The organism is Bartonella kosoyi (assembly GCF_003606325.2).
In the GTDB taxonomy this organism is placed as follows: Bacteria; Pseudomonadota; Alphaproteobacteria; order Rhizobiales; family Rhizobiaceae; genus Bartonella; species Bartonella kosoyi.
In genome coordinates this window covers 2,220,194-2,234,681 of record NZ_CP031843.2, presented here as the reverse complement: position 1 = coordinate 2,234,681, position 14,488 = coordinate 2,220,194, and the positions used below count along the sequence as shown (strand labels likewise).

Sequence of the window (14,488 nt, the reverse complement as noted above, 5' to 3'; positions counted from 1 at the left end):
GGGGGGGGGGGGGGGGGGGGGGGGGGGGGGGGGGGGGGGGGGGGGGGGGGGGGGGGGGGGGGTGGGGGGGGGGGGGGGGGGGGGGGGGGGGGGGGGGGGGGGGGGGGGGGGGGGGGGGGGGGGGGGGGGGGGGGGGGGGGGGGGGGGGGGGGGGCGGGGGGGGGGGGGGGGGGGGGGGGGGGTGTGGTGCGAGGGTTGGGGCGTGGTGCGAGGGGGTTGGGGTGTGGTGTGGAGGCTGGTGTCAATTCAACCTTTGACCTCTGTGCTCTTCCACTTTTTTCATTTTCCTCTACACCTCTATTCGCCGCACTCTTCATCCAATTATCCCCAAATCTTCATGCTCTTGACAAAGCACACACCTTTTGCCTTTACAGTTCAACGTTTTTACGATTTTAATTATTTACAGAAAAAAGGAGAGATCTGATCATCACCATCTCAGTCTTCACTGCTCTCAAAGCCTATTGATTTGCCTCAGCTCCTTCAAACAATTGACAAGCATAAAATGAGATAAGAGCTATACTATAGCTCTCAATGTACTACGGTACTGATGGTTCCACGAGCAGTACGCCATCTTTTATCCCTTTCATTTATGCCTTTTTCCTGATCTTTTTTCCCTCACTCATCATTTTTCTTATAAAGTGCACATTCTTATGGTTCATTTTACAGTTTCACGTTTTTACAATTTTATAAATTTACAGCAAAAAGGAGAGAAGAGACATTGCGTTTTCAAGCGCATTTCGCGATGGAGCTACTGAGTGGTCGCGGGGTGATGCGAGGTTGGTGCCGTGGTGCGAGGGGTTGGGGCGTGGTGTGGAGGCTGGTGCCGTGGTGCGAGGGTTGGGGCGTGGTGCGAGGGGTGGGGCGTGGTGCGGGGGGTTGGGGCGTGGTGCGAGGGTTGGGGCGTGGTGCGAGGGTTGGGGCGTGATGTGGGGGAGTTGGGGGTGGAGGATGGGGGAGGTGGAAAGTGGGGGTAATTGGCGGAAAGGGGGATTAAATCAATAGTCTGGTAATGATTATCGGCTCTTTACGGATTTCTGTGAATAAGTAAAATCGTAAAAACGTGAAACGGTAAGCTAAGGGGTTGTCGTATGGGGTTGGTATCCTGATGTGAGGGTTGGTGATGTGGTGTGTGGGGGGGGACGGGAGGGGTGTGGTATAATGCTGCTATGAAGTGTATGAAACTGGGATGACCTTTAGGCTTCATAAAAGATGGAGGGGAGATCCTTTAGCATAATATGATTTCTGTTGCTCACGGATGCGTTTATTGAAAAGAAAACTTTTTGAATGGTTTTAAAATGCTTCGTGATGGTATGGATGATTAAAATAAAACTCTCTGTCCATCAATACGTTAATTTAAAAGGTTCCCGTTGGTATGTTCGTTTTCCAAGAGTAATTTTCTTGAGAAAGCGTAAGTTTCTTCCTCATGGGCTTTTAAAAAAATCTCTTTTTATGCCGGTGAATTTTTCATGCCGGTGAAATTAATGTCGCTATAATGCCCGAAAAGTCATGGAAGAATAGCGTTTGTGAAGCGTGTAAACTTTTCATGAGACGTGAAAAGTCATCTATAAAATCTTTCCGGGTTTTCAAAATAACCGATGCTTTTTTAAGATTGAACACGTCTCATGTTTCATTGTTCATTTTAGAGCTGAATATTCGATTTTTGTGTAAAAATACTTGCCAAGGCATCCATGATCCTTGAAAAATCAACCACTAAGAGGAAAATGATGAATATAATCCACTTCGTATAGCGTGACATCACTTTTATACTTTTATAAGTCATGATGATTTCTTGGAGAATTTCTTTTTCCTTTTCTGTAAGCTCTGTTTGTTTTTCTGTTTTTTTTCTAGCCATGTTTCCACCCACACAAGCCTTCCCCTTGTTTGTTATGCTTTAAAATTTCTCTGGCGAGATTTGAGCTAATGTTTGTGAGATCTTTTTGCTCTAAATAAATGGGCATCCAACCCATGCAAGGCTCATTGATTGTTTTTATCGCGCAACCAGTGAATAAGGGCAGCGCGCACATCAGCATCACTTTTTTGATTAATTTCATTTTCCACCTCTAGCCGTGTTGTTGATGACTTTAGCATTCTTTCTGTTTGCTTTTGCTGTTCAAGCTTTTTTCCAAGCCTAAAAGCTTTTGCTAAAGCGATAAAAAAAGTGGTTAGAACCGCTCCTGTGATCATTAAATTTTTTTTCAGCCATTCCATCATAAGCGCTGCTCCTGAAAACGTTTTGCTACAAAGAAAATGCCAACACAGGCGGCTAAAATCATGATGGTTGCCAAAGCCCATTGGATGGGACCATTGCCGGCTAATAAGCCACCAAGTCCAGAAAAAGAACCAATAATGGGGGTGAGTGCTTCGGCTTTGAGAAAACCCATGGGGTTTTTTGTTTCAACCGTTTGATAATTGGGAGAAACATAAGCCCCTTTTGCCCATAACCCCGCTTCTGCTGCACGACGGTGCACAAGACCGTGAAGACGCTTTCCTCCTGCTTTGGTCCACTTTTGTAATTCAGAAGGGACGGCTTCATATTCGCTGTTATTGAGTTTTTTGAGCAGGGTCGACTTGCAAAATGCTGCTGTCCCTACATTATAACAAAACGATACGAGTGCAGCGAATTGTTCATCTGTTAAGGAAACCGTCACATTTTTTTCAACGGTATTCTCAAATTGTCTTAAATCTTGAGAAAGAACTTCTTCGGCTTGTTTTTCCGTGATAATCATGCCTTTGTGAACAAACGGTTTACCAGCCGTGCTGGTATGACCATAGCCGATTGTCCACACCCCGATGGCATCTTTATAGGCCTGTAAACGCAATCCTTCCCATTGTTTAATGAGTGCAAGCCCTTCTGATGATATTTTCCTCATTTGCTTCTCCATAAAATAAAGCCTCACTTTAAAGTGAGGCTGGTTGACAGATTAAAGATGAATTTTTTCACACTTCAAAAATAGAAGAGACGTGAAACTGTGATGAAATCAAAAGGTTGGTTATGACATTTCAAGTGAATAATGGTTTGTGCCGGTGTTTTTCCTTGGTAGATGGTTTTGGGGTTTGTTTTGAGGTCTTGTACTGGTTTTTCGATAGAGTCTTGTTGGTGGAGGTGGGTGTTGGGTTGATGCACAATAAGCGTGGTTTATTGCGGTTGTTTGGTGATTGGGACTATGGTGTCTGTCGTATAGCGGGTGGTGTGAGAGGTGAGAGTGTTGCCGATATCGTTGTTGATGGGGGGTGGTTATCGTGGGGATGGTGGTATGGGGTGTGGATTTTTAGAAGTGGCAGTTAATTGCTGGTGTCTTATAAAAACTTCCCAATAAAGGTTGCTTTGCGTGTCATCATTCTTTTGCTCTTTTGAGAAAAGGAGCTGTGGTGCAAAACAGTACATTGTGTTGTAAGAGTAAACTGGGTTGTTTGTGCCGGTGTTTTTCATTGGTAGATGGTTTGGGGTTTATTTTGAGGTCTTGTACTGGTTTTTCGATAGAGTCTTGTGGGTGGAGGCGGGTGTTGGGTTGATGCACAATAAGCGTGGTTTATTGCGGTTGTTTGGTGATTGGGACTATGGTGTCTGTCTTATAGCGGGTGGTGTGAGAGGTGAGAGTGTTGCCGATATCGTTGTTGATGGGGGGGATTATCGTGGGGATGGTGGTATGGGGTGTGGATTTTTAGAAGTGGCAGTTAATTGCTGGTGTCTTATAAAAACTTCCCAATAAAGGTTGCTTTGCGTGTCATCATTCTTTTGCTCTTTTGAGAAAAGGAGCTGTGGTGCAAAACAGTACATTGTGTTGTAAGAGTAAACTGGGTTGTTTGTGCCGGTGTTTTTCATTGGTAGATGGTTTGGGGTTTATTTTGAGGTCTTGTACTGGTTTTTCGATAGAGTCTTGTGGGTGGAGGCGGGTGTTGGGTTGATGCACAATAAGCGAGCGTGGTTTATTGCGGTTATGTTGGTCGTATGGCATGGAGGTGCTTGAGATAAAGCGGGCCCCTTAGAAAACAAGACGTAGGTTTTTGCCGAAGATGAAAGTATTTCATAGGTTCAGCGTTTTACCTATCTCAATAGGATCGTTGTTAAAAAGAGCTTTGAGCCAATAAGAGCTTTGGAATTTTGATATAATTTAAAGAGAGGGGGCTTTTAAAAAGCACGTTGTTTGCTCTTTTTGTTTTACGAACACGAAAGCTGGTTTGCTTAGAGAAATCTTCGCTGTAAAATAGCATCGCTTCGTTCTTTGATGAAGAGCGAATAGAGAAAAAATGTCAATTACATCATTAAAGATTTGTATTCCGTAATCCTTTTTTTATGGGGAGAAACAGAGACGTTTTTTGCTCCTTCTTCCTTTAAGTTTTTTTCAAATCTCTCTCTTATAGTTTCACCTTTTTTGTTGACTGTTTCATCAATCGCTTGCGGATTGGTTTTTAGATATTGTTCAAGACGTCTTCGCCCTTGCGCATGCTTGTACAAACTAACGGGTAGATAGGAATCTAATTTTTCAGCAGATAAAGATGAATTGGGGTCACATAAGACACCCTTAACATTATCCTTATGCAGTCTTTCTAATTTTTGAGATTCGGTATGAAGCTTTTTGGCAAGGCTTAAACTGAACATCCCACATTCAGAAGAGCTTCGTTGAATATCCATTTCCGCCATGGTAAAAGAATAAGGAGGCAGTTGAAGAGTTTCCAGGGTTTGATTTATTTTTATCCCTAGTTTCGCAGCAGCGATATTTTGAAATGTTGTCGGTTCAAGCATAATCAAAGAGATTTTGTCATCAAATTTTTGATAGTCAAGGACGGCAAAGTGGATTTTGCTTCCTGAATTGACGATAAATCGGGCAGATTTTGCGTCGCTCTCAACGACTTCTTTTATTGCGTGAGAAAACTCTTCTGCTGTAAGAGCCAATTTGAGATTCATGTCCGGATATTTGCTGTTGGCTTTTTTGACGAGAGCGGGCATCACTCTAATATCGGTATCTTCATAATAAGAGTTAATCCAATGACCCGTGGCAAGATCATCTTCTAAGCCTGTAATAATAGTTTGTAATTCTTCAGAACTAGGGGCAACATGTTCTTCTTCTGTTTGAACGGAACTGTGCATTAAACGGGCAATAAGCTCTTCTAAAGATTCTTCCGCGCTGGCTTCTCCTTGTGCACTTGCTCCTTCTTGTGTTGGTGAGGAACGAGAGGAGATGTCTTTTGAATCTTGAGGTTTCATACTATTAACCTTTCTCTTGAGGGGCGATCGGCAATATTATTTTCTTAAATTCTGACCAAATGATGTTTTGAAAGAAACCCTTTGGCGCTTGAAAATTAAGGAAAAAAGATCATTTTTTAGCTGTTTTTGTAAGAAAGTAGAGGCGGGGCTTTCCAAAACTTGCGCGTGCTTTTTGTTGCTTCAAAGTTTTAAAATATGGGCTCTGGGCTGATTTTTATAAAATTTTGATAGAATAATGACGGTCTGTCTTTAAGAAGACAAATTTCTTGTCTCTTTATCTTACAAATGGAAAAAACTTTTTGCTTATCGCAATCTTAGCCGTAAAGCAGCATTGCTTCATTCTTTATGGATATGGAATAGGGATAAAATAAAAACGTCTTAAATTACATCATCAGAGATTTGTATTCTGTTGCTCTTTTTCTATGTTGTGAAACAGAAACAGTTTTTCCCTCTGCTGTTTCTAAGTTTTTCTCAAATCTCTCGACAAGAGTTTCACCTTTTTTGTTGACTGTTTCATGTTCAGAACCCGGATTGGATTGTAAATATTCCATAAGGCGTCTTCTTCCTTGTACGTGTTTATATAAACGAGGAGGAAGATAGGGATCTAACTTTTCAGCCGGTAAAGGCGTGTCTGGCTCAAATAATACGCCCTTAACATTATCTTTGTGCAGTCTTTCTAATTTAGCGGATTCGTTATGAAGCTTTTTAGCAAGGCTCAAACTGAACATCCCACATTCAGAGGAGCTTCGTTGAATGTCCATTTCCGCCATGGCAAAATGAATAGGAGGAAATGGGTAATGCTCAAGGGATTGTCGCGTTCTTAATGCGAGTAATGCGGGAAGTGTGTCACGCAGTGAGGTCGGTTCAAAAAAGATCAAAGATATTTTATCATCAATGGTTTGATGATCAACAACCGCAAAATGGATACCCCTATCATGTGCATTAACAATAAATCTGGAAGATTTTACGCCGCTCTCGAGTGTGTCTTTGAGGGCGAGGGCAAAGCCGTTAGGAGGGCTTGTAAGTTTGAGATTCATCTCTGGATATTTACGATTTGCTTGATCAACCAAAGCGGGCATCATGTAAAGATCTAAAATATCATAATAGTTTTTAATCCAACTTCCATCGGCATTATGCTGTTCTAAACCTGCAATGATATCTTTTAATTCCGCACGGTTGAAAGGGGTATAATTTATTTTTTCGATATTAAGCTGTTCTAAATGTGTTGCAAGGCTTTCTAATGAGGCATCTGCGCTTGCACCTTCTGGTATTTGTGCACTTGCACCTTCCGGTATTTGTGAGGAATGAGGGGGGGAGTCTTGTGAATCTTGTGGTTTCATCATATCAACCTTTTTCTTGATGATCGATAGGCTATATTATTTTCTGATATTTTGACCAAATGATGTTTTGAAAGAAAGTCTTGGACTCTTGAACATTAAGGAAAAAATCGTACTTTTGGTGTTTTTATAAGCAGGCTTTTAAAACCAAAAGCTTTCTTAATTTTAAAAATCTGCGGATTTTTTACAGTTGTAAAATCTGGAAAAATTGTCAGAAGTCTAGAGGGCAACGTTATCTTTATATTTTAAGTTATTTCTATTGCATGGCTCATTTCAATGAAGAGATGACAACCTTTTTTAACAGTTTTCCCTGTGAAAAAATGAAATTATCCGCAATCGGTGTTTGTTATACAACAATGCCTATTTTTTTAAGAACATTTTAAGCTCTAGCGGGTTTTTAAGGTTCGCAAATCGGATGAAAGGGTAAGTGCGCTCTGTGAATCTCAAGTGTTCAGGTTGTCGCACACCATCAGCAGTGGGGCAACAGGAGGAGCAAGGTGTATGAGGGGAGTGGTTTTTTTTAACAGAGGGGTGACTGAAAAGGGGGGACTGGTTTGTTATGTTCTAAAACTCTGTCCTTTGAAAGGGGTTGCCTCTTTGATAGGTGGATGTGTTTTTAGGGCGCAGGGGATCTTTTAAAGCTCGTTTATGGTGCTTTATGGAAAAGTTTTAAGGGGAAAGGGTTATGGATTTCAAGTGCACCTTGGCGTGAAAGGCGTCGTTTTTTTATAAAGCAACGGGAGTAATATTCATCTTTTGTGGTGTGGGGCTTTGCAGTGTGGGGCGGCTAACTACTCTGTGTCAACAGAGATCGCTGTGTTCATCTTCTTGCTGTTTGTGTTATTGCTCAGCGTTGCTGTCATCTCTTGCATCGGTGCTTTAAGGGAGGATGGGGGGTGTTTTATAGGGGGAAGGCGGTGTTTTGTTGCGGGCGCTTTATGAGAAGGGGCGTGGTGTCAGTTTTCTCTCTCCTGCTTTTGGTGAGGCAAAACAAAGACCATAAAAAAGCTGGAAGTTAAAAAAGGACGAAAGACACCGTCAAACAATCAATTTTTGCAGCAAACTTTTGAACTTCTTAAACAGTAAAATTTCATACAACTTTATACAATGTTGCAAAACACACTGTTTTAGAACAGATTTTACAACAGTCTCTCAACAATTTCTCACAACACAAAGATGAATGGTGATTTAATGATGAAATTAAGACGCAAATACCCCTTTACCGCACCTGTCATTAAATACGATTTTTCATCTTCTGTCAACAGAAAAACCATGATTTGTCCTTTTTTATCGTGGAAAAAAAGCGAAAGAAAAAAGTGCATTTATAGGGTGTCTCTCACAAAATATGTTGTCTTACATGGGAATTTTTATAGAGAGATTTTTTTTGATGAAGCTTTTGGGTGGGGCAAAGAACATTTTTTTAAGAAAAGAAGGGTGAGGTGGAGAGCTTGTTGATGGTGATGTTGGAAGGGGAAATTCTATCGGCTGGTGGTTTGGTTTATGGAGGGAATGGAACCTTTGATTGGCTGGTATTGGAGAGAAGAGGATTGTGGGGGCGATTGAGATCTAGGGGGCTGTTATCTTCGCTGGGAGTGGAGGGACGCGGCTTGTTCCAACAAAAGAGTATGAGGAACTGTCTTGTTCTAGCGTAAAATATTGTCCTTTGAGAGCATCTGTTTCTTGGGGAGCGGCTGTAATGTTTTTTTAAAGGTGTGAGGTGATTTTGAGGCTTGTTTGGTGTGCTTTAAGCCCCGCAAATCCGATGTAAGAAGCTCTCTCATGTTCTCAAATGCTTCTTGGACGAAGAGGAGGCTTTACAAATGAGGCGTAGGGTTTTAGACGCTTTAACCTTTGAGGGGGACGATAGTGGTGTTTTTTAGCGAATGCTCTTTGGGTTGGAACAGTCAAAATGTTTATCAAGGGCATCAAGAATAATACGCAGTGAGCCAACAAGCGTTGGCAGTGGTTGATCTTCACTTACAAGATATTGTAATGCCGCATGAAAATTGTGTTGACGATGCAGATATTGGGCTTCTTTAATGGCTTCTTGCATCGCTTCATAGCGTTGGGTTGCTCTTTCAACCCATTGCTTTTTGGCTTTCTCATCGGATGCACTGTGCTTAAAGCCATCATAATAACCGTTTGGTAAACCTTTGGCACATAAATAGTCGTTTCTGATTTGCAAGTATTGTTGCGCTGTGTCATATTGCTCTTTACTGATGCCTGATGAATCCTCTTTATAGCCAAGCAAACAAAGACGCCCAATATAGGTCCCCACAAGCGGATTTTTCGCTTCTTCAAGGCTCAACCCAAAGTGTTTTGCACGCATTTCAATGGCTGTTTGAGGCGCCGATTTGCCGGCGCCTTTGGCACGTGAAATACGGCCATTGGGCTCTCTCTGTTTGCCGGTTATTCTCGGTCTACCGCGTTTTTTACCTATTTTCATGAACTTAACCATTTGAATGAAAAATAAACTGTCTACTTTTGGGGGACAGTGATTGTAAAAAGCACTTGGAGTAAATATTGAGGGGGGGAGCAAATACGGGGGGCAAATAGTGAGGGGAAGAAAATTCTTTTGGGGGGATAAGCCGCGTTGCAGAGAAAACGAGAAACAAAGCCTTTAAGCGTAAAGAACAGCAACATGATAGAGCAAAAAGATCATCTGGTGTTGCCTAGCATTGTCTTGACCCTATCAGTGTTATTTTCCCCCATCATGCTTGTTTTTATCTTTTGAGCATCGATAGCCAAGGAATTTGCTTTCTACAGATTTCTCAACTTCTTTGGAAAAAGTAAAAGAAATTTTTGTCAAATGTGAATGAAAAAATAAAGCTCTATGGGGTTGCTCTCCTTATTTTTTCTCATAAAGTCTTTTTTCATAGAATGATTGAGGGCTTATTGAGAGTTATCTGGGAATGATTGGGCTTTTTTTACGCGCGCTTTGCAGAAACTTTTTAATTCCTCCTTTGAAAAGGTTTTGTTTTTTGGGGGGGCTATTGGGGGAGTGAGATTTTTGTTTTTGAACGCAGGACCAAGATACCTGATCTCCATCACGCTGTTTAAGCAGCTCTTATTCTTTATGAGTCGTCCTTTATAGATAGAGCCTTCTTATAAAGATTATCCTTTATAGAAGAACTTCTCTTGGTGTTGAAGGGGGAGAGAACGATAGAAAACGAACTTACCCACCTTTATCATTATAGCATAAGACATCCTCTATTTTCAAATAAAATAATCGTTTATTGGTTCAAAATAAACAGTGAAGGATCAAGTGATCTGGTTTGACACCTTCCTTTTATGGTCATCATTTATAGAGGATAATTTTTTTTCGTTTTAATGGATTTTATCATAAGAAGGGGTGGCTGTCGCTTTAAATGGCGCGATGCAATATCCAAAGAAGCTTTATAAGAAGATATCTTGATAAGAGAGGCTTTTATAAAGCTGGGGGGGATTTGTGAGGTACGAGATATTTCTTTATTAATTTTAAAAGAGGCGCTTTTTTAATTTAAGAAATTTTAAAATGAGAATTGAAAAATTTTAAAGGTGCTGTAGCTGTATTTTAGATAATCAATTGTTTGTTTGTCCTGTGGGATGTTGCTTATTGCCTTACACTTTTGTTTCTTTTGTTCTTTTATGGGGCACATCTCTCCCGTAAAACAGAACGTCTCAAACCACGTACCCAAATCACATACCGTGGGGGTTGTTCATTCACGGGATTTTGCCACTCTTCATGAAAAGCTATGTCTTTCTTGTACCGTTTTTACTCCACATGGGCTTCTCCCTCTTGTAATCTGCAAACGACATGATTTGGATTGATTTCAGTATGGGGATGTGATGAAAGAATCTTACAGTATCGCGGTGTGATAATTCAAGTTTAAAAAAATGATGATTCATCATTATAAATCAATGTGTTGTTTATCAAGACACAAAGAGCTTGTGAAAATATTTTATCCTTTTATGCGATAAAATACTGTCATTTGAGGCGGTGATATAAGGTTCATAAGGCATACAACGCTTGATCCGTTAAATATTTAAAATCTGCAGCGAATATTAAAGAAAGAACTCGTTTGTAGAGCCTTATGCAAGTGGAGCCCATAAGTGATGAGCAGGTGGAATCCACTAAGAGCAATTAGATTGTTTACAAATTGATATGGGTTTTAGAATCTTTGTCCTTTGGAGGGCAGAGAGGTAGATCATTATCTTTTGTCTCGTATAGGTGCGGTTTCATTGAAGCGGTGGTAAACATGTCGTTTATGGCGGGCAGGTAAAATTTCCCCAGGGGATGTTTTTTTGAATTGAAAAGTGTTGTTGATTGAGTTTTGTCAAACAGCGCCCTTTAAGGGGAGGGTGCTTTAGGATTTATGTGATCAATCAGGAGGGAAAAAGGCGCGTTTGGGCTTATAAGCCGTGGGAGAGTGTCTTGTTGTCTCATATTCAAGGCATTAAAAAAAATACTTAAAAGGAATTATTAACGCTTGCTTCATGATGAGAAGAGTGCTAAGCGGTTTTGTCACGCTGATCGCGTGGTGTCAAATATTGAAGCGCGGGAATTTTAGACATGGGGGATTATCCGTATGATGAGAGATCAATCACAACAGCCATCTGTCCATGAGGGGAGTAAGGCTTTTGTCTCCAAGCCATTGTCGGATCAATTGGCGGCTTTCAAAAAAGGAATGTCTCTCTCGACAAAAGATTATGTCATCATTTGTTGCTTGGCTATCCTCTTATTTGGGCTTTTTGCCGCGTCTTCCTATATGCAGCCTTTGGAATTTTTTCACGTTATATCCAAAGAACAGTTTCAAGCAATGGGGCAAATGAAACAAGAAGATATTCAAAAAATGTTTCAGGAGAACCTTGCACAGCCTTTTAAAAATCCTATCATCGGGTATGTGCGTGATGCGGGGTGGAATAGTGTTTGGGCTTTTTTATGTCTTATGCCGCAAATAATTTTTGGCACTCTTTTCGCGTTCTTTCCATTCTTTTTTATTCTCCTCGCCATGGTGAAACGGGATGTGAAACAAATGATGCAGCTGTGGGAAACAGAACCAGAGCAGCAACAGTTAGACAATCAATCTTTTGACAGAATATAATAGGGGGAACACGTGAGCACCTCTTTAATCATTGAAAGGTTGATTGGCGCAGGGCTAATTATCTTTATTTATGCTATATTTTTCTCGGTATTCTTTTCCACCGTGATGACAATCTTGGCACTTTATTATTCTTTTATAAAACGAACAATCTTGTTATGGGCCATGTGGCGGAAATTACAAAAGGGTGCAGTAGAGGATTTGAGGTATGATCAGGCAGAGGGACGAGGGCAGAATATAGTTCCTGCAACACAGTTCAGTGTTCTTTCTTTTAAAAAATCTTTGGAACTCTCAAAAAAAGATTATTCGATCCTCTTTTCTATCACTTTTGTTATGTTTGTGCTTTTTACAGTTCTTATTATTTTTGCGGTTTTTCTCCCAAAATCTGCGATTTTTTTGCACAATCATGCACCTTTCTTGCTTCACATTGGTTCTTTGGTCGCGCAGCTGCTATTTGGGTTGTGGACGTGTATTGTTGTCACTTTGCCTGTCATTTTAATTCTCCATAATCTCCTTTTATTATGGCGTGAAAAAAGCAGTGAAGAAATGAGAAAAATTTGCTTGAGTAGAAAGTAAAATGATGATTGCACATCAATGCGATAGGGAAAAAGAGGGAACGTTATGATAGGACATTTGTTTTTTTTAGGCCTCATCATTATTGTCATTTTAATGTTTATGGTCATGGTCAGGCTGCCTTATCGGTTGATCAGGCATGTGAGGTTGTCCTTTAAACTTACTCAAGAATTGAAAAAGAGGACGACGCAACAAAAGCAAGCCATACAACAATTGCGCAATGATCAGGGAGAGATGAAAAGACACAATCTCGCGCTTGAGATCCTTGATGCAAAAATGCGCTTTCTTAACTTCAAAGAATCTCTGTTTCTTTCTTCAAAAGAATGTAAAATAATTCTTTTTGTCTTTATCCTCTTTTCTCTTCTAGAATCGGTTTTCTCTATCGCAAATTTGGCATGGTGGAAAAGTGATGGGATTGGCTTTATCATGATGCTGTTGAGCCTTATATCGATAGCAATTCTTCTCTTGTCTCCGATCATTGGCATGGTGTGCATAAGATTAACGAGAAAATTGAGAGAAACGCTTCAACAATTGGAAGAAGCAATCAAACAACGCGATCAGGAAATCCGTATGCAAAATGTGCAAGGGGGACAAAATGACGAGTAGTATGATAGTATTAGCAGCCCTTTCTTGCCTAGTCTTTACGCTTTTAAGTGCTTTAATATGGGTACCAATTTTGGTCATTTATTATCTGTTTATCAAGCGTGCACGGCTCTATTGCAGCGTAAAAAAGGAATTGAAATGCGTGTTGAATGAACGCGATATCGCCTTAAAATAGATCTCGCAAAAATGAAAAGCAGCAGCCTGTTTGATCAAAAACAACTTTCGCTTGTTTGGCAAGATTACAAAAAAATATTCACTTTTTCGACCGTCATGGTGACACTTCCGACAATTATAACGGTTCTCGTGAAGATATGGAGAAGGAAGGGCCTTTTTTCCGTGGCTCTCTTAGAGCCATTGGCATGGATTCTTGCCGGTGCTTTTTTATTCTTACCCGTTGTTTTTATGATGCTTTTTATCGTGACACGTCAGTTGAAGAAAACGGTGCAGCAACTGGAAGAAGAGGTTGAGCAGAAAAAAGCACCAATTATACTATACAATGTGAGCGAGGGGAAAAAGTAAAGAGGGACTTTTGTTGTCATAGGCATTGTTTGAATTTGTTCATTAAGGAGCATGAGACGTGGTTGCGTTTTATGCTTTTTTTAATGCTTGTGTGCGTTTTGAAAAGAGTTGGGATTCTTGCCTTGTGAGCAGAGAAAAGTGAAGAGGAGGCGCTTTTGATGTGTTCATGAAGGGAGCGTGGGGTACCTTGGTGTTTTATGCTTTTATTCCCAAGCGAGAGTGTTTTGAGAAAAGTTGATGCAGTTGCATAATGAGGGGAAAGTGAAGTGCTTTAGCGTACAACTGGAAGAAGAGGTTGAGCAGAAAAAAGCACCAATTATACTATACAATGTGAGCGAGGGAAAAAAGTAAAGAGAGACTTTTGTTGTCATAGGCATTGTTTGAATTTGTTCATTAAGGAGCATGAAACGTGGTTGCGTTTTATGCTTTTTTTAATGCTTGGGTTGTGTTTTGAAAAGAGTTGGGGCTTTTGCCTTGTGAGCAGAGAAAAGTGAAAAGGGGGCTTGTGAGCCTTGGCTTTGATTGATTGATGAAAAGGTGTAGGGGATTTATTGATGAAAGGGTGTGAGGCGCCCGCTTGCATTTTATGCTTTTATTCCCAAGCGAGGGTGTTTTGAGAAAAGTTGGTGCAGTCGCATAATGGGGGGAAAAGTGAAGCGCTTTAGCGTATTTTTGGGCGCTATCGTTTTGGCTATCGTTTTTTTCTTCTTTTAAGAAAGAAGAGGCTTATTTTCCTTTTATCAAAAAATGTGTTTTACCAAGCGATAAAAGAATGAAAATCTGTGCTTAAAGCAAAAGATGCAGTGGTGGGTGAGGGGCAAGAAGAGCCTATTTTCTCCACAGCGTATGGAGCAAAAGTGCATGAGGTAAAAGCACATGGAAAAGGTGAGCCAAAAGCACATGTTTTGGATTTGCATGTTTGCGCCCATAGAAAGGGCAACGGTGTTGTAAAAAAAGTTGGGGTTGGAGGGGAAAAATTGAAGGAAAAGCAGATCATTGGGAATCCTTTTTTTATCAGATCGCGCGGGCCAAGTTTCTCTTTGGATGAAAAAGATTTTGCGCAATTTTATTGTGTCCTTTGATTGTGGAATTGTGGTGGTCTCTGGTCGATAGGCTGTGGCTTGCCAAACGATAAAAACCTTTATTATTCTGGAGCATTTCTTGCTCTA

Annotated in this window: 15 protein-coding genes; 9 read left to right on the top strand and 6 right to left on the bottom strand. The window is 40.8% G+C overall.

What is annotated here, in order from left to right:
• Window positions 1-780 precede the first annotated feature (780 nt).
• Window positions 781-1,002: a hypothetical protein gene (locus D1093_RS09650; protein ID WP_150222352.1), complete on the top strand. Its 222-nt coding sequence runs from the start codon at window positions 781-783 to the stop codon at window positions 1,000-1,002.
• Between the two features lie 637 nt (window positions 1,003-1,639).
• Here the strand turns inward: D1093_RS09650 and D1093_RS09645 are convergent.
• The 3 genes from D1093_RS09645 to D1093_RS09630 all read right to left on the bottom strand — a co-directional run bounded on the left by D1093_RS09645 (window position 1,640) and on the right by D1093_RS09630 (window position 2,870).
• Complete coding sequence (locus tag D1093_RS09645; protein WP_120099838.1) at window positions 1,640-1,852, bottom strand: hypothetical protein; 213 nt, start codon at window positions 1,850-1,852, stop codon at window positions 1,640-1,642.
• 122 nt (window positions 1,853-1,974) lie between these two features.
• Window positions 1,975-2,211 (bottom strand): hypothetical protein, encoded by a 237-nt coding sequence (locus D1093_RS09635; protein WP_120099836.1) that lies wholly within the window; start codon window positions 2,209-2,211, stop codon window positions 1,975-1,977.
• Window positions 2,208-2,870, bottom strand: coding sequence for a lysozyme (locus D1093_RS09630; protein ID WP_120099835.1), 663 nt, complete (start codon window positions 2,868-2,870; stop codon window positions 2,208-2,210). The genes D1093_RS09635 and D1093_RS09630 overlap by 4 nt, the downstream gene beginning before the upstream one ends.
• Window positions 2,871-2,992: 122 nt before the next feature.
• Here D1093_RS09630 and D1093_RS09625 point away from each other — a divergent pair, with 122 nt between their 5' ends.
• Together D1093_RS09625 and D1093_RS09620 are read left to right on the top strand one after the other, a co-directional pair.
• Window positions 2,993-3,286 (top strand): hypothetical protein, encoded by a 294-nt coding sequence (locus tag D1093_RS09625; RefSeq protein WP_150222350.1) that lies wholly within the window; start codon window positions 2,993-2,995, stop codon window positions 3,284-3,286.
• A 205-nt stretch (window positions 3,287-3,491) separates the two neighbouring features.
• Window positions 3,492-3,710 (top strand): hypothetical protein, encoded by a 219-nt coding sequence (locus D1093_RS09620; RefSeq protein WP_120099833.1) that lies wholly within the window; start codon window positions 3,492-3,494, stop codon window positions 3,708-3,710.
• A gap of 545 nt (window positions 3,711-4,255) precedes the next feature.
• On the opposite strand, the gene D1093_RS09615 is transcribed toward D1093_RS09620, so the two are convergent.
• Window positions 4,256-5,206 carry a YopJ/AvrA family T3SS effector serine/threonine acetyltransferase gene (locus tag D1093_RS09615; RefSeq protein ID WP_120099832.1) on the bottom strand — a complete coding sequence of 317 codons (951 nt, stop codon included), beginning with the start codon at window positions 5,204-5,206 and terminating at the stop codon, window positions 4,256-4,258.
• 383 nt (window positions 5,207-5,589) lie between these two features.
• On the bottom strand, window positions 5,590-6,546 hold the full coding sequence (locus tag D1093_RS09610; RefSeq protein ID WP_120099831.1) for a YopJ/AvrA family T3SS effector serine/threonine acetyltransferase: 957 nt from the start codon (window positions 6,544-6,546) through the stop codon (window positions 5,590-5,592).
• Window positions 6,547-7,982: 1,436 nt separating this feature from the next.
• Here D1093_RS09610 and D1093_RS09605 point away from each other — a divergent pair.
• On the top strand, window positions 7,983-8,195 hold the full coding sequence (locus D1093_RS09605; RefSeq protein ID WP_150222348.1) for a hypothetical protein: 213 nt from the start codon (window positions 7,983-7,985) through the stop codon (window positions 8,193-8,195).
• Window positions 8,196-8,419: 224 nt separating this feature from the next.
• Here the strand turns inward: D1093_RS09605 and D1093_RS09600 are convergent, their stop codons facing one another.
• A complete protein-coding gene (locus tag D1093_RS09600) occupies window positions 8,420-8,989 on the bottom strand; it encodes a hypothetical protein (protein ID WP_120099828.1) in 570 nt (189 codons plus the stop codon).
• 2,122 nt (window positions 8,990-11,111) lie between these two features.
• Between D1093_RS09600 and D1093_RS09595 the strand changes: the two genes are divergently transcribed.
• The 5 genes from D1093_RS09595 to D1093_RS09570 all read left to right on the top strand — a co-directional run bounded on the left by D1093_RS09595 (window position 11,112) and on the right by D1093_RS09570 (window position 14,401).
• Window positions 11,112-11,627, top strand: coding sequence for a hypothetical protein (locus D1093_RS09595; RefSeq protein ID WP_120099827.1), 516 nt, complete (start codon window positions 11,112-11,114; stop codon window positions 11,625-11,627).
• 12 nt (window positions 11,628-11,639) lie between these two features.
• Entirely contained in the window at window positions 11,640-12,200 is a 561-nt protein-coding gene (locus tag D1093_RS09590) for a hypothetical protein (protein ID WP_120099826.1), read from the top strand.
• A 45-nt stretch (window positions 12,201-12,245) separates the two neighbouring features.
• Complete coding sequence (locus tag D1093_RS09585) at window positions 12,246-12,803, top strand: hypothetical protein (protein WP_120099825.1); 558 nt, start codon at window positions 12,246-12,248, stop codon at window positions 12,801-12,803.
• A 183-nt stretch (window positions 12,804-12,986) separates the two neighbouring features.
• Window positions 12,987-13,319 carry a hypothetical protein gene (locus D1093_RS09575; protein WP_244614007.1) on the top strand — a complete coding sequence of 111 codons (333 nt, stop codon included), beginning with the start codon at window positions 12,987-12,989 and terminating at the stop codon, window positions 13,317-13,319.
• A 782-nt stretch (window positions 13,320-14,101) separates the two neighbouring features.
• Window positions 14,102-14,401 (top strand): hypothetical protein, encoded by a 300-nt coding sequence (locus D1093_RS09570; protein WP_120099823.1) that lies wholly within the window; start codon window positions 14,102-14,104, stop codon window positions 14,399-14,401.
• Window positions 14,402-14,488: the final 87 nt, after the last annotated feature.